At 52.1% G+C, this 24,601-nt stretch carries 2 protein-coding genes; one reads left to right on the forward strand and one right to left on the reverse strand.

Translation table 11 applies throughout. The features are described 5' to 3' along the window. The first annotated feature begins 17 nt into the window (after positions 1–17). A complete protein-coding gene (locus SH449x_RS15495) occupies positions 18–21,341 on the forward strand; it encodes an SdrD B-like domain-containing protein (protein ID WP_482376980.1) in 21,324 nt (7,107 codons plus the stop codon). On the opposite strand, the gene SH449x_RS15500 is transcribed toward SH449x_RS15495, so the two are convergent. Next, positions 21,338–24,595 carry a serine/threonine protein kinase gene (locus SH449x_RS15500; RefSeq protein ID WP_482376981.1) on the reverse strand — a complete coding sequence of 1,086 codons (3,258 nt, stop codon included), beginning with the start codon at positions 24,593–24,595 and terminating at the stop codon, positions 21,338–21,340. The two genes, SH449x_RS15495 and SH449x_RS15500, sit on opposite strands and share 4 nt — an antisense overlap. Positions 24,596–24,601 lie beyond the last annotated feature (6 nt).

A 24,601-nucleotide genomic window follows, 5' to 3' on the forward strand; every position in this document is an offset into this window, starting at 1 on the left:
ATTGCCGAGATGTTGCGATGAAGCGTCGTAAAGTTAAATCCCAGAATGACTTGCGCCGAGAACTCCGTTCGCGTGGATACCGCAAAGGTGCGGCAGAAACCCTAGAGGCTCGGCGACTCCTGGCCGCAGAAGTATTCTCGGAAATCTCTTTCCCGTTTGCCGAATTCCAAAGTGCTCCCGCTCTCTTCTCAGCCAATCCAATCCATGAATTGCAATCCTTCGCACGCTCAAGTGGTGTGATGAAACCAGAGGGTTCGGCACCCCAAAGTGGGCTTCTGGCCGAGGGTGAACAAGGGGACGCAGCTTCCATCGCGAGTCCTTTCGTTCTCGGTCTACGCCAGACGCTTCATGAAATAGGACGATTGCTCGAAGCCACCGGGCGACTCCCCGAATTGACTCGCCCGGTTCCCTTCTTAGGCGAACTTTCCGCAGTCTCGCTCGGAAATAACTTTGCTTTGAATTCGTTTTCAATGGATGGACTCCTTCAAATCAGCGAACGCTTTCGCATCGATGTTTCCGATCCGCTCACTGCGTTCCTAGATCAGTTCCCACAAGCCACTCCCTCACAGCTCATCTCGCAATTCTCATTCCTCCAGCCTGTATCCAATTTGGCTCCAGGCGAACAAGGAGTGAAGATTGATTTCTCCGCCATTAACAATTTGAGCAGCTCGCTCACAGCTCTGTTGAACTCTGTGGTCGATTCGGCAGCTTCAGGATTTCGTCCTCAAATTGGCAATAGTCTTGCGACGGAGCTTGGGTTCGTTCTGCAAACGAACCAATTGTCTTTCGATGTCGTACTCTCAACGCTTGGCGAACCAGTTCCCGCAGCCATGAGGATTGGGTTACCCTCCTTTTCCATCGATCTTTCGCCCAATACCAGTAGCCCGCTCAGTTCTCTGCCTGTCGATTTCTCCGCATCGTTTGGATTCCTTAGCGGCAATGTTCAACAAGGTAGCCTGTCGCTCGAGAGTTCTCTACAAATTGATCTGGGACAATTGGGGAACCTCGTCGATGCAGGTACCCAACTACCCTCAAATTCGATTTCGCTGATCGATCTCGCGTCTTTGACGTCCAGTTCTATCACCGACACACTCGCCCCCAACTTGACCGGGCGAGGATTGGAGCTGGATCTGCCTTTCGTGTTTTATGTGCCTGGTTTCGATTCCATTCAGCAGTTTCCACGCTTTCAGCTTCTCGATTCCAATCCATGGGACTCGATTTATCCCACACTGGAAATCTTCGTTCCGCATGGCGAGTCATACACGCTTGAGCAACTTTTGGGGTTTACCACGATCACTCCAGCATCGGTGCTTCAATATCTCGATCAAATCGGGGAGGTCCTCGACGCTTGGCAGAGTGGCTCGCTTCTCAATGTCCCCATTCCACTGGCGGGCGGGTTGACGTTGGGAGATGCCGTCGGATTGGCGGAATCGTATCAGACAGCTGTTCTACAGTTCCTGCGCGATGCGCAAACAGGGCTGCCCCGCTTTCAGTCTCTCCAGGAACTCACGACACTCATCCCGGCGTTCCAAGTATATGGGCCTCAGCAACAATCGTTGCGATATGATCCTGAGACCCAACAATTGTTTCTCTCCTTGAACATGCTACGGCAGCCTGACCCCATCGTTGCGCAAGCCAACTTGGACGCATTCGCTGGACGGGAGAATTCGCCGATTGCCACAGTTCAAATGACTCCAGGTGAACTCGGGGTTGATAATCGTCTGACGTTGTCTCGGTCCGCTTCGTTGGGTTTGGAGCTTGCGATCGACTTAGCTCCAAATCAGCGATCCGCACGATCTGCATTGTGGACTCCTATTTCAACCATACTCACTCGCAAAGGGTGGGGCTCTGTGGTGAACTCGGGATTCGCGAACCAAGGATTCGCGAGTTTGCGCGACGGCTCACAGGTCTCGATAGCTCTGGGAACTATCACAGCCTACGATACCGTTCACGATATAGTGCAACGCCTCAGAGTGATTCGTAATGGTGTACTCGTTTTAGATGTGCTTCACGAAAACGATCAGTTCGTTTTTGTGGATCGGACCAATGGACTAGGTACCTTTCAAATACGAACGGAGGCATCCGGTTTGTCGGATGCATTCTTCTTTGCCCTAGGGATTGAGCGTTTCGAGTCGACGGGATTCTTCAATGAGTACGATGGTCCATCGCGGATCGTCAGCCGCCCCTTGTCCGAATTGTTTGAACCCGAAGAACTTCCCATCGTCTCTCTGCCCCGGCTTCGACATTTTCCTCAAGGAATATTGGCAGAGCCGATGCGAGTTCACTTGCGGGATGGTTCCAATGTGCTGATCGAGCCAGGTGTCGTTCCAGGAAACCTATTGCTTTCCGAGCTGTTGGAGCGGCTGCACGTGGTGCGTGACGGTGTTCAAGTTGTGCGTGCAGAATGGGCACGAGAACAAATCTCATTGGTCGATTTGACCAGCGGCTCGAATATCTTTCGAACGGAGTGGGCTGAGGTGTCGAACGGCTCGCCACTACTATCACGTTTCTTGCCTTTGGGGCGCGATGTAGACGGTGACGGGAAGCTACTGGGGCCAAGTCTCGTACCGTTCCTAGACGATGATACGCAATCTCCGATCCGAAGCGAAACGTTACTAGAAACCATTTTGGAGCGGAGACAACTCACCTCGGAGACATCGCTTCGAAACGCATCGAACGTCACACTGCGAGATGGAACCACGGTTCTGATGACGACCGAACCGATTGATCAGGAATCCGCTCTGGGGTCACTCTTGGAACAACTCACCATTCATCGCAATGGGCAAATAGTCGTCGAAGCTGCTTTGTTTGGAGATGCGATTGTTCTCTTAGATAAAACAAAAGGCTCTGGCACATTTCGGGTTCAATCAAGCCTATCAGACAGTACTTACTCGGGTAATCTTTTTGAAAAAATCGGCTTGGTGGGATTAGGGCAAGCGGGTCGAATCGAGAGTCGATCTCTGTCCACACTCGTGTTCGATCCGCAATCACCTATCGGAGAGATTTTAGGCCCCAATCATCCGGGATATAGCAATGAGCTAGAACAACTCGAACTTGAACTCTCTGATAATAGCCGCGCGGTTATATTGAACGTTGGGGCACTTGATGTCAATCGAACACTAACCGACCTAGCAGAAAGTCTCTCGTTTCCCGGCAATACGATCGCTTATGTCGAGGACGGACGAATCATCGTCGAGGATATATTCAGCCCCAAGAACCAGAGGCCGATGCGTTTTCTCGAGTTTCGCAATCCGTTGTTAGCACAACTCTTTGCACCAGGGGTTGATTGGGATCGGGATGGCCGATTGGCAAGTAATCATCTTGGTCCGGCATCGGAGAGTCCGCTAGCTCAGAGTCGAGTGACCCCCGACACGCTGGTTCGAGAGTACTTGTTGACGTTCTTGAACTCCAATGCTCCGATCTCGGGTGTCGCTCGTATGCTGGCGGATTTGCGTGATGGAACTCAAGTGAGTCTCGAGGCTCAGATCACGTCCAGTACAACCATGCACGAGTTAGCTCGCCAATTTACTGTCGAAAGAAACGGTCAAGTCGTTCTGGAATCACAGTTGGTCGCAACACAGACAGCCAATGGAAGCACTGAGTATCGGTTTGTCGTTGTGGACCGAACGAACCCCAACGGGCAAGGGAATTTGTTTCGCATCAAGATGGATCCTACGGGGACGCCGTTCTTTGATTCCCCGATTCCCATGCTTCTAGGAATGATAGGCGTAGACGAGAGCGGGAGTGGAATACTGTTGGGGCATGTGCTAACAAGCCATCTCCCCGAGGATCGCGTTCGATTGATGTTGACGCAACCCCCTGTTTTGTACGCTGAGGTTTCTGCGATTGCGGCGAACGTCCAAGCGGACGCGAGACTTGGTGAACTCGCTTCGGTCGGGATTGTAAACGGACATGGGATGGCCACAGCCGCGGTTCAAATTGAAGTGGTCCGTCCTGAAGGACGCGAGTGGATCACACTTACAGAGATGTTGGATTCCACAGCGCGTCCGCGAGAAGGGTTGCGAGTGTCTGTCGATGCGAATGCCAGCTTCCATGCGGATATAGTTGCCGACTTCGGTACTTTGTTGGTCCCGGTAGACAACCCGAACCAACAACCACGCATCGCATTTCAATGGCAGGATGCAATAACCAATACCCCGAACTTGCGATTAAACTTTGACACACTTCAACCACCGACGATCACCAATTTCAGCCAACTCGTCAAACTCAAAGAACTAACTGTTCGAGACATTACGGATTTGATCCGGCGGTTAGTCGACTTGGTCGAGCGAGTTAGCGGCGAAGAACTCTTGGGTCGACGATTGCCGATCGTGAATACGTCTTTAGGTGAAGTACTCGATACCGTTGATCGCGTCTCCGACCTTGTGGATCGTATCGTGAATGACCCACAATCGACGCTCAAGACGCTCGAACGCGATCTTGAACAGGTGCTGGGATTGGCGGACGAAGAGTTGACACTATCGTTCGATTCGATCCTAGGGGCGATACGAATGGATGTCGATCTCCGTTTGAATCCTGTCCAAGTAAGAAGAGCGCTGGATGTAGACCTTTCTCGAGCCGGGCTTTCAGGTTTAAGTAGTTTGGTTGACTTTCAAGCTGCTGCGGAGCTAACGGTAGCGGCGGGTGCCGAATTGAATCTGCATATTGGATTGGATCTAGCGGCGCTTCAAAGTGGCTCTTTTGATAGTGCGGTGTTGGTTTACGATTCGACAGGCGTTCAGGCCGATATACTCGTCCAAGGGGACCAAATGCAGTTTACCACTGCGATCGGTCCTCTGGGGGTTGGCGTTGGACCTGGCAGCGTCGTGCTGGATCGAGACGGTTTGGCGTTTGGAAGCACGACCAACACCGATGCACCTGCGAGCTTTTCGGTGCGATTACCCGACCGTGCGAATGGTATCTATCGCTGGAATCAATTGACACCGGCTCAGTTCACGTCTTCGTTCGAAGGGGTCGTGGGTGTTGATCTGCCCTTGACTTTTCAGTTAGGCGGAGCGACCACCCAGCCGTTGCAGATCCATTGGCCCCAGCTCAACTCAACCAACTTTGCACAAGTCGCAACGATCAATCCATCCGGTGGAAATCAGATCGTATTGCCGGATTTAAACCAAGCGATCGGTAGCTTTACTCTGCTCGATGGAGTGCATGCCCTGGCAGCGGGTCTCGAAGGGTTGTTCGGGCTCATCGAACGTTATCTGGGTGATGAAGTCTTTGGTATTCCAGTGCCCATGATCGGTCAAGGGCTCTCCGATGCTGTTGATTTCCTCGAGCGTTTGCGACAGGAACTGGGGAGCAGCATCGACGTACCTGGGATAGGAATTGCGGCGGCAAGACAAGCGATTTTCAATGCGTTAGGTCCAGGGAGTTCCATTGGCGGCGGGAATGGAGTCCTGGGAGATCTCAACGGAGATGGTTCGATAACGGTAGAGGATGTGGGATTAGAGCTGAACGGCGACGAAGAAGTTTTGTATCGACTTAAGATCGCTCAAACATCGATCGTTGCATCCTCTGGGATTGCATTGGATGTCGGGGTACCAGGTCTAGGACTGGTGGTCGATGGGAATGCATCGGTGCAGATGGGGTACAGCTTGGACATCGGTTTTGGATTGAGTGCGAGCGACGGTCCGTTTGTGCAGTTTTTTGATGGAGATGAACTGCAATTGGATTTCACCGCTTCGGTTGCAGACCTTGTCGGTGAAGGACGGCTCGGGCCGTTTGTTGTCTCCGTTGCAACCATCCCACCGTCGCGATTTACTGAGGAGCAGCGTCGGGCATCGCGATTGGATCCTTTGGATGCCGCTTCGGAGAAAATCAATGCGATCGGTGGTCGCTATGCTATTGATCTCGGCGATGGGCGTTATTCATTGACGAATCTTGGTTCGATAGGTTCACTCGGCATTCAAACGCAAGCCACATTGGCGGGTAGTTTGCACTTAGAGATTGAAACATCTCTCGGCGGGAATGCGATGTTGCCTTCGATATCAACTGGGCTTCACTTGACGTGGGAGAGCGTCAGTGGCGGTTTGGATGTTGTGGCAGCTTCCTTGGTCCGCCCGTCGATCGAGTTCAGCAATCTGTCACTCGATCTGGGTGGATTTGTCAGCAATGTGATCGCACCAATGCTCGCTCCTGTAAATGACATGCTCAATCCGGTCCGCCCTATACTCAATGCGCTGACAACACCGATTCCCATCCTCAGCGATCTGGCAGGTCGCTCCCTGACCATGACCGACTTGATGGCTCTCACGGGAAGTGGTGGAGAAACCGTGGGTGAGTTTGTCGATGCTGCGTCCGTGATCGTCAACATGTTGAACATTCCGATCGTCGATGGAAGTGTACGATTACCGTTGGGTAACTTTATAGCGGCTTACAACGGCGATTTGCTGGAGACCACTCCTGCAGGAGGTTCCTTTGGCGGCATGGGGAGTTTTAGTTCCTTTTTAAACTCCGTTGAAGATGTTGCCTTGCGAAATTATTTGCAGACCATGCCACGTACTGAGGCAGGAGAAGCCGCTCAGAAATCGCGTTTCGACGTTCCCATTCTGACGAATCCCTCCACGGCCATTGGAATCTTGTTAGGGCAAGACGTTCCATTACTCACATTCGACATGCCGCGGCTAGAAGCTGAGTTTCGTTATAGTCAGTACATACCGATTTGGCCGATCTTTGGCGTTCGCTTCGGAGGGTCGGTGGGAATCACAGCAGACTTTGCTTTTGGATACGACACGGCCGGTTTTCGCGATTACGCTCAATCCCGTCGGGCGAGCGACTTACTCAACGGTTTCTATATCAGCGATACAGAAAATGTGGACGGGACGGGAGAAGACGTTCCCGAAGTGATCTTTGAGGGGCGTTTGACGGCAGCGGGTGAGCTGAATGTGCTGGTCGCGCAAGCGGGAGTTGAGGGAGGGCTGTTCGCTCGTGTGCTCCTCAATTTGAACGATCCCGATGGGGATGGCAAAGTGCGCGGTCGGGAGTTGATGGATAACTTAGCGTTGGGTCGGCATCCGCTGCTAGGTCCTTTGTGGGTTTTCGACGCTTCGGGGCAATTGGGCGTTGGATTTCGAGCGTATGTCAACACACCTATTTGGGATGGAGATATCGATTTGGGCGAGATCATCCTCCTCGACTTCGATATTCCTCGTCCCGATCCGTTCGCAGGAAATCCGACGTTGGCTCATGTAGATGCGGATGGCACACTCATTGTACACGTGGGACCGAACGCACATCGGCGTGAACAAGGGGATCTATCGGATGGCGATGACAACGTACTGATCAAGCTTTCGGCTGACCAAACGCAGATTGTTGTCGCCGCATTTGGATTGGAACAACCTTTCTCGAACGTCGCGTCGATCTTTGTCGATGCTGGGAGAGGCAACGACCGTATCGAGATAGCTTCAAACGTTATCGTACCTGCCACAATACGTGGGGGACAAGGGAGTGATATCTTGATAGCGGGTGGGGGACCGGCAACGATCTTTGGTGGCCCTGGAAACGACACGATTTACGGTTCCTCATCCGATGACTTGATTTATGGTGAAGCGGGAGATGATGTCATCTACGGTTTGGATGGGAACGATACGATCTACGGAGGGGATGGGAACGACATTCTTTACGGTGGCAAAGGTGACGATCGGCTCTTTGGCGAAGCAGGGAATGATACCCTATACGGGAATCAAGGAAACGATTTGCTCGTCGGTGGATTTGGCAGTGACATATTGCATGGCGATCTCGGAGACGATGAACTGTGGGGTGACAATCTGGATGGCACAGGTAATGGCGACGACGTGCTATACGGTGGTGGAGGCAATGACATTCTGCGAGGTGGAGCGGGCAACGATCAATTGTGGGGTGGGCTCGGAAGTGATCAATTGTACGGTGGAGATGGCGATGACATTTTGATCGCAGGAACCGGGATGCAGCCGGGTACATTGGAAAGCCCAGCGGACTCGAACTCCACCCATCTACTCGACGGTGGAACGGGTAACAATCTCATCTATGGAGACTTCGGAGACGATGTGGTTATCACACGTGGCAATGGCACAAACCGCGTTTGGACCTTTGCCGGCAACGATACGATTACCCTGGGAGATGGGGACGACTACATCGATGCAGGACGTGGCGATGACGTTATCAACGCCGGCGGAGGTAACAACACGATCTATACGGGCTCTGGTTACGATATCGTAACGGCTGGAAATGGTAGAGACTTTGTTGACATGCGCCCCGACGCGATAGGTCCGCTATCGGCAGGTGGGATGTTGGGACAGGCAGCTGCGGCATCTCGTGGAAGTCCGATTGCAGGACTGGCCGGATATCAAACTTTAGCTGGGGGGGGAGCTAGCAGTTCGAATCGGGGGGGAGTTGTCACGATCGCTGGGGGAAACAACATCGTTCATGGTGATGATGGGGATCTGAGGATCTTTACGGGAGCAGGGAACGACTGGATCGATGCGGGGCATGGAAACAACATCGTTTTCAGTGGCGATGGTAACGACACCATACGTACCGGTGATGGGCATGATCAGATTGATGCAGGGAATGGCAGTAACGATGTTAGCAGTGGTGCGGGCAACGATACGATTCGCACGGGTTCCGGTAATGATGTTATCGATGCAGGCCCCGGTGATGATTGGATTTCGTCGGGTGCGGGTAACGATTCTATTCGCGGTGGTTCAGGAAACGATTGGATCGATGCAGGCCCCGGTGATGATGTCTTGTTCGGGGGTGAAGGAGACGATGTTCTGATTGGTGGTTTCGGATCGGATACGATCTACGGGGGTTCTGGGCGGAACGTTATCTGGGGAGGGCTCGAACTGCATTCTCGAGACGTGCTTCTCGGGAGTGGTTTGTTACCTCCGGTGGGATACTCCCCGGACTTGGCTTATGCCGGATTTGTACCCCCACTCATTCGACCCGCCATCTTGAACGGTCAATCGTTGGCAGGTGAGACTGATGATGGTGCGGACAGGATTTTCGGAGGCACGGGTGGAGACTGGATCTTTGGAGGAGGTGGCAACGACACGATCCACGCAGGCGGTGGTGACAACTACGTCGATGGTGGGGCTGGTGATGATAGCTTGTTCGGAGGACCTGGCTCCGATGTGATGTTGGGCGGTTCGGGAAATGATGTTTTGCGAGGTGGTGCTGGCATCGATTTTCTATATGGAGGATTGGGAAACGATCGCCTCTACGGTGATGCAGGTGTGACGGTTTCCGGGGTTCATCATCTTTTCGGACAAATGTTGTTTGGTGAGGAGGGGGATGATCAGATATTCGCTTTCGCCCCAACGATGAACTCGGCAGTCGAGTCAGCTCTCCTCGGGGACCGACTCGATGGCGGTCCAGGGCGTGATCAGTTGTTCGGAAATCTGCGGCGTGAAGTATTACTGGGTGGCCCAGGGGATGATCTGCTCGAAGGTGACGGGTTAGCAGGTCCGAATTACGCCGCGAACCCAATGCCGTTTACGACGGGAGGTGGCGATTGGCTCTACGGGGACGAGGGTGACGACATATTGCTGGGAGGGGGTGGGGACGATGTTCTGTTTGGTGGTGCCGGGAGCGATTTGCTAGAAGGACATGCGGGACAAGATCAATTGTATGGAGGGACCGGCATCGACTTTATACGTTTGGATACCGATCCTGCCTATGCATTTGGTGGTGACACAATCCATGGGCACTTCGGCAATCGAGTCGAAGGAGACGTTGCCGATGACCATGCAACCGACATCCTACTCATTAATGGCACCCTCGGGGATGACACCATTCTCATCGGTGAAACCGTACTCGGTTTGCTCGAAGTTCAATACAACCAACGAACCTTGACTTTTCCTTGGAGAGATCGCAACGGGATTGCGACGCTGGAGCAGTTTCAGATCAACGGCCTAGCTGGTGACGATATTCTGGGGTTTGTCCAAGGTTCAGGAGCTGTCCGATTGAGTGATCTCGCTCTGAGAAGCCGTGATTGGGTAGCAGTTATCAACGGCGGTAGCGGCAACGATATTCTATATGGTTCGCCAGGACGGGATCGGCTCAATGGAGGATCGGGCAGCGATATCCTGTATGGATATGACGGAGATGATCGATTGCTCGGAGATGATGGGGATGGTTCATCGCTGGACCTGGATGTGTTGTATGCAGGAACGGGCAATGATGACCTATTGGGGGGAGTCGGTCGGAATCATCTGTTCGCTTGGAGTCGCGATCCGTCACAGGGGACTGCGTTCGGAGTGTTCGTCGATCCCACAACCGGTGAAACCTTTGATAGCCCAGGTGCTGGACGGGTTCTCGAAGATACGGGACTGAATCGTATGTTGGGTCGGGACAGCGATGATCTCTTGTTCGCAGGAACCGGTTTGGACTTTCTCTATGGTGGTGGCGGAAATAACACTCTGCATGGCCCAGATGGGGTGCCTTTAGAATTTGGAATGGGTGTGCCTGCAAGTGAGCAGTGGCTCGAATACGCTCGCGGAACGGACAAGGTCTGGTACTACGCGGGGACCGACTCCAATGATGTCATCACGGTCGACTATGTGACCGAACCTGGTCTTTTGGGAGATCATCACCTAATCACTCGACTGACTGAAAACAATGGCCATTTCACTTTTGATGCTCAAGTTCGACTTGATTTCGAAGCGACTGACGCAGACGGAAATCGCATCTGGGACCCACAGGACATCGTCTATCGAATTGAGGAAGTTGACGATATCGATGATCCCAAGGCTCGGCGTTTGGCTTTTGGACAATTGTTGTTGGACTCGCGCTTTCTGCCTCCTGAGGGAGACTTTATGGCCATTATCATCGATGCCAAAGGGGGAGATGATCAGGTCTTTGTCGGACCGACGGTTCAACGTAGTGTTTGGATCAACGCAGGAGACGGTGATGATCGCGTTGAGATCGCAGGCGGCTCCACCATACTAGCTGACTTGGCCGACGCTGCGCTTCGAAACGACTTGGCAGGACAGCCCTCGAATCCCTCGCGAGCTTTTGAGCTTATCGGAGATGGAATACAGGGAGTCGTGGACCGAAGCACGGTTTGGCGAGACTTAACGTTGGATAGCCCACGCGATGTGGATTGGTATCGGTTTGCCTTAAGTTCCGGAGTGCATGCAGAGAGTTTACTATTAGTCGATTCGCTGAGTGCAGGCGATCAAATCGAGTTGCAACTTTTTAGCCAAAACTTTGACGGAACGATGCAATTGCTTGGAACAGCAACTCCGACGAGTTTGGCACCTTCGTTAGCAATTCATTCTAGCAAACCGGCGCGTTGGGCTTTAGGGATCGGTAGTCTAGGGCTAATGCCTGAAACAACCTACTGGATACGAGTTCGTAGCTTAGGTGGGATTCCTACACTCTATGATCTTGCTGTCGATCGCGTCGAATTGTCGATTGGCGGAGCGTCGATTATTCCATTGGGAACACGAAGTGACGTGATTCGTCGTGATGTCATCGTCGGGGGAGCGGGTCATGATGTGCTTATCGGTGGACCTGGAGAAGACTGGATTATAGGCGGACCTGGGAACGATGTACTGTCGGGCGGTTGGGATCGAGGAGCTAGCGATATTCTGATTGGAGAGGAAGGGGATGATCTCTTTCAGATACTGCTCGACGATCTGCCCGTGGACGCTAGTAGCAACACGTTGCTGCTTACGTTGGCGGATGAAATCGATGGTGGCAGCGGCTACAACCGTATCGTATTTATGGGGGGGGATCGCGATGCTTTCGGGCGTCCCATTCCCGATCATGTTTCGATGTCCTACAACCGACTCTTGGGAAGCTACGAAATTACGGGGCTAGTCTGGGACAGTGCGAATCAGAGCTTTGTGCAGGCGGGCGAATACTACGCCATGCGGTCCGCTCAGTTTTCTACGAGAAATGTCCAATCCATACTGTTCGATCTCGGGGCAGGAGATGACGAATTGCGATTGGATAGTGACTATCAGTTTCCAAAAGTAGATGGGACGCTGGATAAGCGTAGGAGTTTTGGAATCTCGGCTGGAGATCGACAAGCGGGAGGTGGTTCGCTGCAGTTCGAAATTCGAGGAGGAGATGGTAACGACCGTATCTTTGGCAGTCCTTATGATGACATGATAGATGGTGGAGCGGGAATCGACTTCTTGGTTGGAATGGGAGGAGATGATCGAGTCCGAGGAGGTGCCGATGCGGATATTTTAGTCGGTGGTGATCTAGATTCCTCGGGTGTGACTCCGATCGATCGATGGGAGGCCACGGTCAGAACCGGAGCCTATATTCGCAATGATATCGCATTGCACGCAGTACCCATTCCTATGGGAAGCGGTGCACTCAGCGGCTTGACTCTACACGATGGAGACCGTGCGGATTGGTATTTATTACCTCTTCCAAAATCAGGAGGAGCGGTTTCGGTCAACGACTTTGCCGTGCAATTTGACTCAGTGGATGCCCAGAACTTGTTCGACAATCCGTTATGGAATTTCCCACGTTTGTCCGTGGTGCCGGCGCGTCTTGATCCAACCGATGGAACAAGTTACATCCCTACCACTGGCGTGCCTCAAGCGTATCTGATCCAAGTTCGCAATCCACGTTCGCTAAGCGTTGTTGCGGACAAGAAGATGAGTCATAGCGAGCTTCAAGGGGCAACCGAGTTAACGTTGCGAGTTTCCATCGATGGCGGTGTGCCACGATCGCTGGCGATTACCATTGATGGATCGATGACGGGTAGTCAAGTTGCGAGCGCCCTCAACACACGCATTGGGGCGCAGTCACTAAGTGGGGCCTTGTTCGCTGAGTACGACGCATCTTTGGAACGTCTTGTCTTATCGGCAAGAAATGAACAGTCGTTGAGTGTGACGGGTGACTTTGCGTCAGGCATACGTTGGATTGGTTTCACCTCGGGGCAAACCAACCAAGAGCCACCGCCGGGTCTTGGTACGTATACATTGAGTACCAGTCGAGCGTTTCCCGATTCGCCCATGGGTCCGCAACTCGCAACCCGAATCGAGGTTTCTCCTATTGCCCGACCTGATATCGATTTCGTCCCTCCAAGCCCCTTGATGGACATTTCATCGGGGAATCAATCCGTGGCGGCCGCGATGCGCATTGAAGGCGTGGTAGCATTGGATCGATTGAGTAACGCCGCAGCAATTGGCGATGTGAATGGCGATGGCTTAGTCGACACGATCCTTTGGGGCAATCAGCAAGCGGCAATTGTACTGAGTGAGTTCGAACCTCAACGCTCGGTCGTCAATATCAATGACATGGCCAGCTTCATATTGCCACTTGTCGACGGGTGGCGTCCTATTGCAGGAGGTGCAGATCTGGACGGGGACGGACGTGCTGAGACTGCGTTTTGGCGAATTGCAGATCCTCAACGCATCGAGGTTGGGTTGCTACCGGGAAGTGCATTGGCGGAACGCGTCGTGAGCACGGATCGATTGATACGACAAGTGGCCGTCTTGCCCCTGACGGAGGCACTCACGTCAACTGTAACCGCTGATGATGTCGATATTGAGTGGATGCAATGGGACGCGGACGGTATCGCGGATATGTTGATTGTGGCTCGGCAACCTCGAGTACAACGCGGAACGAATCCTGGATATGGTGGAGTCCTCAGCGGTACTTGGATGCGAGATGTTTTGGATGGATCGAATCCACCAGCCGGCGCGTTTCAAATGTCGGTTTGGATCAACGGTACAACGCAGACACACAGTATTGTGCAAGGTTCGTTGCCAACACCATCTGAGTGGCAACGCTCCACAGGAGCTGCTGAAGCCGGCTTTGACCAACAAATACACGCGAGGGTTGGCGACATTGACGGCGACGGAATGGACGAGATCGTTCTCGTTCAACCACAAGGGTGGCGGTTCACTAACAGTCGAACCGGTGAATCGATTGCGGTAGCACGCGTTTACACCATCGACACGCAAGGCAATCCGGCAGCTAATGTAACCCTCGGAGCCGGAGTATCTCGTCCGCGAGTCCAGACGACCGCAACGATTGAATTAAATCAAGCCGGTAACGTTCGGCAAGCGGCATTGAATCAAGATCAGCCGTTGTTGGTTGCGGATTTTGACTTTGACGGCAGGGCTGATCTGGTGTTGGCTCGTGATTTCGACTTAAAGACGGGCGAATCTGATTCTTTGCTCGTGTTTCGAGGACAACAACTGACCGACAGCAAACCGCTGACGGAACTAGACGCGTCAGCAACGTTCGGCGGGATGTTTCGAGAAACCGATAGTTGGATGATTGGGTTGTCCATGGTGGCCGGGGATTTCGATGGAGATCGACAACTGGATCTCGCAATTGGTGCGATCGGGGACTCCAATCTGCAAGGCAGTTTGAACGTTCTCTATAATCCGTTGACCGCAGAAGGAGTTTACGATATCAGAACAGAATCCTGGGGAGATTCCCGAGTGGATTGGGTTCGCGTGACGGGACTTCAACCGGGCGATGGTCTGGGACGTTTGCGTGGCCGCGCGCACGATCTCAACGGAGATGGGATGGCAGATATCCTAGTGGGTGTCCCCGGTTTTGACTCGTCATTTTCAGGAGACAATGCCGGTGCGATCTTCATCGTTCCAGGCATTGGTCGCCGCGTGCAACTCCCACCACCAGGTTCTATCTTGGAACTCGCGAACGAATCTTTACGGGGGCGAGGGGACGTGTTGGTCGACCTCGGGAGCCCGTTGGAGTTTTCTGGTGGATCAAATTTCCTATCGAGTCCTCGGTCCGAAAATTGGTTTCGTTTTACTACGGTGGGAGATGGTAGCCCAGGGGACATACTCCGTTTAAGCCCTTATGCAATCGATGAGCCCTCTGTCCTGTTGGAAGGAATTTCTGGAGACATTGAGTCTGGAACGAGCAACACACGACAAGGTCGTTCGCAATTCGAATCAGGGGGAGAACTACAGCGGACTGCCGTTATGGAATTCGATTTGTCCCCTTTGCTTGAAGCTTATGACCGCCCAAATCAGATTATGGGGGCATCGTTAACTCTGTCGGCGAGCAGCTCTTCGCAAACGGATATGCCCGCGTTAAGGAATCCCTATGGGCTCACGTCGGTCGCCGCAGGAACGAGTACCAATCCACGCGTCTTTTTTTCGACACGCGAATCAGAAGAGTCGCTAAATGATCAAGGTGAATATGTTTATACAGAAAAAACTTATCTTTGGCTTACCGACGGAACATCCGAAGGGACCCGAGTCGTCGCCAATGAATATGGAGTAACCGGTGTCGGAATTGGGCATCGAGCTCTCGTTCAACGCTTTGTCTGTACGAGTGGAGATTGCTACATTGAACCAGATTTCGGATGGGTAGGAGGGCATTATGAACTCGCGATTCATGACGGCCAGTCTGCGATAAAGATTGGTGACTTCGGTTCGTTGGATACATTTATCGAGCGCGAGGGAATTGTTTACTTCATCGGCTCGACAACGGAGGAAAACTCAAAACGTACTTTGAATCGCGTCGTTGTCGACTCAAGCGGCGTGCCGCACTGGAATGTTGCCGCAGAATCCACAGAGGAGTCGATGCCGCATTTTTATTCCATCTATCCGGTCGCATCGGATAGCGGGGTCTTTTTTAGTTACGCCAAAGACGGAGTCTATCGACTTTGGCATTCCAAGGGGACCCTTGGTTCACAGGAACATCTTCTTGATTTTGACACCACCTTAGATTTCTCACAACCGACCTACCGTGCCGTAGCCTTTGATGGTGGAATCGTATTCGCCGCAAGGCGTGGAACGATCAGCGAAGCACTGTGGTATAGCGATGGCAAAAGAGCTGGGACCAGATTGGTCAAGGATGTTAACCCGAACGATAATCCTAGAATCCATGCATTCGGGGCAATGAACGATCGAGTCTACTTTATCGCCGATAGCAACGATCTTTGGGTTACCGACGGAACAACATCAGGCACCAAGAAGGTGCGAACGATTTTTTCGGCACCCGTGACTTCTTCGCGAGTCTCGCAGGCTGTCGTCGTCGATAATCATTACGTTGTGAGCAAAGTCAATCACAATGTGAGTACGATTGGGAACATCACTCTGTTTAGTGTTGACAAGAACGGAAACATCGTCCACCAGGCCCAATGGAATGGTGTTGGAACACCCGGTCTTTATAGCTTGGTTGAGTCCAGAGGGGAGGTTCTGGCGAGTCTGATCCTCCGGCCCGCGGGCGGAACGTTTGCAGACAGCCAATCCCATCTCGTTCGATTCGCTCCTACAACGGGAGATAGCAAAGAGCTTCTAGTAATTCCCGGATTCAACCCTGTGTACGAATTTGGTGGGATCACGGGTGGCCCAACGGTGTTTACTGGGCCAAGCACCGATGTAAACGATGACGAATATGGATTACTCTGGCACACCGATCACACTCCTGATGGCACCTATCCCATTACGGTTCTCGAAGGTGGAAGCGGTGAAGCAGGAGGTTTACAGAATGTGGAAATGACGATCGAGGTGCGACCCGCAAAGCGAGACGGGATGATCGATAAATTTGACCTGGAGGGAGAGGTTTTCTTAAGCCGCACGATTTCGGTCACGACCGATTCGCAAGGCCGATTCACGGTGCCGCTAACAACAAACATCGGTTTGCTTAACGATTTTCGGCGATTATTTGACTTGGGCTATCGGAGCGTCTCGGTATCGATTCGTTCAGGAAGTAGCCATATCTTTTACGATGCACCGAATCCAGGTTTGGGTACAGGTCTGAGAGTGGAGCGATCGCGAGGAGTTGGAGGGACGTTGCTCGATGGTGAGGGGCGATTGATCGCGGATAGCTTCTCGGTTCTGGACCTAAGGAATCGTCCTGCGGGTACCTATTATCTCAAGGTATCGCAACCGGAGCATTCGGAGACACCAACGTTTGTTCCGTTTTCCATTTTCATCGATCCTCCATCACTAGGGGCATCGCATCCACTTACCGACAATGATCTTTTACGTGGGGGAGATGGTGATGATTATCTAGTGGGCGGGGCAGGACGCGACCGAATGTTCGGAGAGAGTGGCCGGGACATTTTCGTAGGCGATTCCTTTGAACCTGTGGACAGATCGTTTACTGGCACCATCGGAGGTAACGGACTTGATGCTATTCTCGAACCTCTTCGCGATGGTGCGTCGGAGCATAGAACTTTTGATAGGATCGATTCCCGCATCACGCTAGATCCGATTGCCGTACTCAGAATCTCATCAAACGATGCTCCAGTAGCAGGACTACACCAATTTGAAATCAACAGCCTCGAACTAGCTCGGCGAATCGCGGGAGAACTCGGCATCGAAGTGATCTCGTTCGGAGATGTACACCGATTCTCGCGCGAGGTCCGAGCTAGTGAATTGGCGACGATCATTCGTTTGGATGCATCCAATGCGGGGATAACGAATCTCGCTGGTTTGGAGCGGTTGATCGGATTGGAGTCGCTCGATTTGTCGGGAAATGAGCTTACTGCTATCGCTTTGTCACGGCTGATCCCTCAGAACAATGGCGAGCTTGGTGCCGCGAAGCTAAGGAGTTTAAACCTAGATGGCAATCGAATTGGAGCCGTTGGTGGTCTCAGCGGATTGAACGAACTGCGGGTCTTGAGTCTGGCAAGCCAACGCGTCCCCTTGTCCAATATCACACCATTGGGACAACTTGCATCGCTCGTCTACTTAGATCTATCTGGTAACGAAGTTAGCAATCCAGCACCTCTCGCTGGTTTAAGTGCTTTGCAAGTACTCGATCTCTCCAATAACGCTCTCGCGAGTCTTGCCTCATTGACGCGAGTGTATGTACGCGATGAATCCGTCGCCGTTGTATCCGATCCCGAGCAGATTCAACATAATCAAACGACGACCGCATCTGCCTATGGCGGTTTCTACTATATGATCCAACCTCGGTCGGAAAATATGGGTGCAACTACAGGTTCTGTACGTTGGACAGTGAGCGGCTTACCTGCTGGAGAATACGATGTACTGGCAACGTGGTTCGGTGATGGGACGCATTCCACGGAGGCGCAGTTCACATTGGGTGGTCAATCCGTACTCGTGAATCAGCAACTCGCTCCCTCGGGTGCACCAATCGATGGTCGCCCGTTTCAGTACATCGGTAATCTCTCACGGACATCGATAGGAAACGAAAGTGTCTTTCTTACCACAGGAAACGACAGTCGTATTGCCATTGCGGACGCTATTTTGGTCCGGAGCCGGCACGACCGACTACCTAGTCTTCAACGAATTGCTCTTGAAGGGAATCCTCTCGACGATGCAACGCACCGGATCATAGTCCCAACGTTGGAAGATCGGGCCATACAAGTCGACTATGATCGCAACCTTGGGCCGATTTGGCATACTACGCTAGGACCGAGAGTTGCCGATGGAGACGGTGTTGTACTTATTTCGAATCTATCCCAGTATGTAAACGATCCAGATGGTGTAGGTCTACAGTGGAGCGGGGTTGCAAACCACAGCGGAGTAGAATTCGATTGGAATGGAGATTGGCTAAAATTGACCGCAACGGGACCGATCGATCGCCCTGTAATCGTTTGGCTGACGGCAACCGATGTCAAAGGACGCAGTTCGTCGGCTCCGCTGAGCATTGCGTTCATGGGTAGCCTTGTCACCGGTCGACTGTTCGAGGACGAGAATACCAACGGCAATTTGGACGCTGGAGAACAGCCGTTGTCAGGTCAAGTTGTCTATCTCGATATGGATGGTGATGGGCAATATAGCTTGGATGATCCTTTTGCGCTCACCGACAAAGAAGGACAGTACGCGATCTGGACGAGCAAAACGGGTTCGATTCCGCTGAGAGTGATCGCATCTCAATCTGTTTCGAGAGTATCCCCCGATTTCCGTACAGTACAGATATCCGAGGCCGGCAACGTTTTAGCGGGCAACGACTTCGGGTTGCAGACGGGAATTCGCATCGATGGTGTTGCCTTCGTGAACGAAGGAGACATCGTAACGCTTGATGCCATTGCGCACGAATCACTAAGTGGCACGGGAACATGGTCCATTTCTGGAGGTCCATTGTTAGACGTGAGCGATCTCACGGGGCCGACGGTTAAGTTTCGACCTATGCAAGACGGCATATACACCGTTCAGTACTCCTACAATACCGGAGCTAATACCTTAGTCGCCTCGTATCAGTTAGCTGTGTTACCCGTCACTCCCTCATTGAACGTGGGGTCAGCTTTGGCGGGAAGCCAGGCGGTTCCTAAGGGGCGATTTCAATTGTCCCGTCCCATGATTGTAGATCCCGGCGCGGATACTTGGCATGTTACAATCGACTACGGCGATGGTTCTCCGGCGGTTAGTTTGCCTCCGCAAATCAATCGCACGATCTCCTTGGATCATGTTTATCGCTTTCCGGGAGTCTACAACGTGAGCATCACCGTTGCCAATGAAGAGGGATCGGTCACAGAAGTACTGCCGATCGAAGTATTGAACCAGGCCCCAATCGTGCAGCTTCATTTAAAGAAGTTCTCCGATCAGGTTGATGCATACGAAGGTCAAGAAGCGCTTGTACTCGTAACGATCGACGATCCAACATTTACCGCGAACGTAGCCGATTGGAGTTACACGATCCAGTGGGGAGATGGAACTGTTGAAACGTTTGCGGGTTGGCTGGAGACACTGGACGGGGCTGATGTTCGCCACCAGGCTGCTACGTTGAGTCATGCCTATGCGGTAGAGGGGAACTACGATATTGTCGTAACGACTGTGGATAGCTCAGGTGCTATCGCGTCTGCAACCAAGACTATTCAGGTTGTCAATGCGCCCCCTGTGCTGGAATGGATCACGTTCTACGAAGAAGTTTTAGAAGATATCGCCGAAGTTTGGTCTGTTCGCGTTTTCGATATCGATCCCGTTACAGTGGTATGGGATTTCGACGAGGGACGTGGGATTGTTGAAGGAACCACCGCGAGTTGGAGCTTTTCAGAACCTGGATTAAAAACAGTCCGAGTTCGTGCCGTAGATTCTGAGGGGGCACTTTCGGAAATCGTGTATCAAGTTCTCGTAGTGAATACGCCTGATCCGCCGGTCTGGATACCGTTCGGAATACAGTCCCTTTTCGAAGAGGTCGCATGGAGCTTGAGTGTTACTGCTGTCGATAGCGACCCCGGCGATGTCATTTCCTATTCGTTAGAGAGTGCACCTGATGGAATGACGATCGACACCGAGTCGGGACTCATTCAATGGACTCCAGGACTTGATCAATCGGGCCAAGTACAATCGGTCACCGTGAAAGCCCAGGATCAGTACGGACTCGCCGCCAACCAAGAGTTGATTCTCCATGTTTTTCGACATGGAGCCGTTTCGGGGGTTGTGTTTGAAGATAGCAACCGCAACGGGCGAATCGAGCTTGGAGAATCGCCTCAATCAGGATTTCAGATTTCCTTGGTAAACGATATGGGCACCGTGTTCCATCGAAACGCGACCACTAACGAGCAAGGTGAGTATCAATTCGATCGGGTCCCCACGGGAACCTATCGGCTAGTGGTCCACGTGCCGAACTACTGGGAAGCGACAACGCCGATCGAGGGAACGGTTGAAATTACTTCTGGTCAGCATGTTCGGTTGCTTCCTATCGGTATGACCAACGATAGTGATGGGGATGGAGTCAGCAATCAAATTGAGCAAAGCTTTGGGGTACTGGATGCCAACGGCGATGGAATACCGGATTGGCTACAGCCAAATATTGTGACGGTTGGATTGGAGAATGGAAATCGAATAACACTGATCGCACCTATCGGTACCGCTCTCAGCGATGTCGTTGTATCTCCGATTCCACCAGGTGCTCCAGGAATTCTGTTGGGGGAGCAGGGGATGCTAAGCTACCGACTCAGTGGCATTCCGATCGGTGGCAGTGCGGTCGTCGAACTGCGACTTATGGATAGTCGAGGTGTTACCTTGCCAACTGTTTCTGCCGTATACAAGTACGATCCATCGATTGTGGCCCCGAACATCCCATGGTATGCATTGCCTGATACACCAACTAGTGAATCTGCTCACGTTGAAATCTTAACTGATCGGGTCATGATCACACTATTCGACGGCAAGCCTGGCGATGCCGATGGAATCGCTAATGGAGTGATCGTCGATCCTATCGCTTTTGTAATTGATGATTTAGCGAACTACCACCGCGGTTGGACCAACCCGGCGAATGCTCTGGATGTGGATGGCGATGGGACTGTGAGCCCCCTGGATGTGCTGACTCTGATCAATCAGCTTAATGCTGGCGGTCTCCATTTAAACCGTGATCGCTTTCCAGATGAAGGATTCTACGACGTTGATAGCGATGGAACGTTGTCGCCATTGGATGTGCTACGGGTCATCAACTATTTGAACGGCGGTCCACCCTAATTATGAGACTCGGAATTAACTTTTAGAGGAAACGTTAATAGCTCTCTAGCACCATTGCCGCGAAGAATTTGGAGTGGATACCATGTGGTTTTGTCCCAGACGATTAGGAAACCACCCGAGTCTAGGTGGGTCAATGTTGCGAAGGTCGGTGAGTCCGCGTGGCTAAACATTCGCATATCGTGAAGTTGAGGGTCCATGAGCTCAAGCGAGCGTAGAACTTCACCGGTTGCAGCATCAAATTGAATAAACGATTCGTTGATAGATATGAGGAGAGACCGATTATCGAATAATGCCAGATGATTCACTCTGGTTCGCTTTTGTAGAGGCCAACGTCTCCGCCATTGAATCGCCCCGTCCGAAGGATTGAGGGACATGATTTCGAGATGATCACCACGGTCACAGGAGACGATCAATCCATCACCCTTTGGATTCCACTCGATTGCTTTGAGGGAACCCGCCGAGAATGGAGGCCAACGCCTCACGGTCGCCATCGATTCCGTTAATAGTATTTCGATTTCTTGACGGTAATTACCAATCGCAATAAGTCCGCTGGGCTCGTGATGCGAAAGAAATCGAGGATTTCGAACCGAGTTCATTCGACGTTTCCAGCTATGGTCGGATCTGTCCCATTGGACGAGGAAACTCGTTTTCGAGTAACGGGAACTCAAGCTGTACAAGAAACCGTTATCGTCACTTCCATTATGCGATGGGACGAGAACTCGTTCGTTCACATCCCACCAGACTGGTGTCGAACTTTCTGTAAATTGAATTGCAAGGTATCGGTCATCGATAACTTGTGCAAAGCCTTCGGGAGGGGCTGGTAACTCGACGAATGTTTGCAGCACTAGTTCTCCCACGAGATTGGATTTCGCGACCAGCCCCTGCTGGTTACAGAGCCAGTAACCATCAGCATCCGCCAAGGCATCTATGATACTACCACCAGTAAACGAGACAATTTTCGCCGTTTGAGTGTCACTAAGTCTATGAATTGCACTATGGGTTCCTATCGCCAGTTCTGAGGAACCTGGGCGTGCTGCGACTTGATACTTGGCGAACGAGGAGTCAGGCACCTGGAATTCTTCGCTGACATTCCATAGCATCGTTCCGGAAAGAGTAGCTAATCTCCATCCACCCTCGAAACCAACGGCAATCGAGGGATTGTCAGATTCAAGGCTCGATACTGAAAGAATATCGTTCCCTCGGGGCAGAATGCGGTTCGATGGCTCGTCGTCAAAAGAATGAACCTCAACACTACGATGGAATGTTGCAATCAAGTTGTTGAACGCATGAGAATAGGCAATATCCACCGGATCTCCAACGGGCGGAACCATCCAGGTTTTCTCCTCGTGAATGGAATGGGCATCGTTCTTATCCCACTCAGCGGCAATTATCTTTCCTTGCTCGATGTCGATAAAGGCGAAACGGGAGCGAGGGTTTGAATCCAAGTTCGCATTGTGAAGCGTTGGCAACCTGCATAAACAACGAGGGCGGTAGCTTGGGAATAGATGTTCGTGAGCGAGCGAATCGTCAATATTAAACCGCAGGCCTTGAGATGTCGCGCATATGATGCCATAAGTTTCCGTCAGCCAATCGACTCCATACAATTGTTCACTTGGCCAAAATCGTTGGATGAGTCTGGTTTGACTCAAAACATCCCATATCTCCAGTCGAATATCGGAACCGATGTTGCCTGCAACTGCAATTTGTTTGCCTGTCGAATCCCACCGAACGTAACACGAATGCTCTAACGGACAATAGAAACTCCAAGCGAGAGTCAAATCTTGATCATTCGATTGGAAAACACGAAGCGCTCCGTCCCCTGAGTATACGGCAAGATAGGTTCCATCCGGAGACCAAGACAATCCAAGAACTGCCCCCAGTGGCGGGTTGCTAGTCCAGTTTTCTAGGGATTGAGAGGCCAATGCGGAAAAAGGAGCATTCTCAAGGCTCGGGATGGGAGTCGGAGTTGTGGACTCACTGAGTGGAAATCGCCCCTCGTTTTCCATGTTGACAATGGGTGGTGAATATTTGCTGGGCGGCGAATAGGTGCTCAGAATGAAAAACCACGCACCCAGCAGAACGCATAACAGCAGTGCAACAGAGCCCCACACAACTGAAAGCTGCCTCTTCGCTGGGGTCGTACTCGACGGGGACTTTCCCATTCTAAGCAAACCTTCAGAGATGGATGCGCCGCCAATATTCTCATCTCGAGTCCCTAAAAGTCTCCAGAGAGCATCGCGATTTGCCCATGGCTCCAAGTCGGCGATAGCAGCATCCAAATCCTGGTAACGATCTTCTGGGTTCTCCGAAAGCATTCGCTGCACGATCTTCCGCAAGTCCGGAGCGATCACCATTTCTTTCGCTGATGCCGAATGAATATCGGGATGGCTGGTAAGAAGAAAACAGAGTGTTGCTCCCAAGCTGAATTGGTCGCATTTGGGAGATTCGAAGGACGGTTTACAAAGAGTGTATCGTTCCGGGGCCATGTAACCTTTCGACCCTCGAACCCAGAGCGGGCTACTTGTATCCGTTGCCGATGGTTGCTCGGTGGAAATGTTTTGAAAATCGGCGATTCCAAGGTCCAGAATTTTGACCGTTCCCTTAGAATCCACCATGATATTCGCGGGTTTGATATCATGGTGAACAAGCCCTAGCTGATGAGCATAATGAAGCCCTCTGCACGCCTGACAAACAATTTCTGCGGCTGCATCACCGGGGATCGGACCGATTTTCTCCACAAGTTGCTGGAGATTGATCCCGTCGATTCGCTCCATCACCAAAAAAGCGACCCCATCGACATACCCCGCGTCCGTCGCTTGGACGATATTCGGATGGTCTAGTTTTCCGTGGGCCAACCACTCGTGGCTTGCCGTTTGCCAGACTCCATGTGAACTTGGTTTCACATCGCCGAGGATTTTCAAGGCAAAGTGCTTTCCTAGATTACGATGTTTGGCATGATAGACCGTTCCCATGCCGCCAGATCCGAGTTCTTCAAGCAGCTCGTATTGCCCGAATATAGACGGAAGTGTCAGCGGTGCGGGGGTTACAGAATTCCCGTGTTCCCTAGTAAGACTCGAGAGCGATTGCAAAAGAGAGTCGTACGGAGAAGAGGATTCTGCGAGTGTTGTAGCCCGCTCTTGGCACAGGCTGCAATGATCAACGTGTTGGAACAGCGACGGAAGTGTCGAGGTGTTGATCTCACCCAGTAAAAGGGCTACTAGTTCTTCGTCGGTTAAGCATCGGTTCGAGGTCATGACACA

Origin of the sequence: Brakhagea baltica, from assembly GCF_052161605.1 — a bacterium.
GTDB lineage: Bacteria > Planctomycetota > Planctomycetia > Pirellulales > Pirellulaceae > JBKCUI01.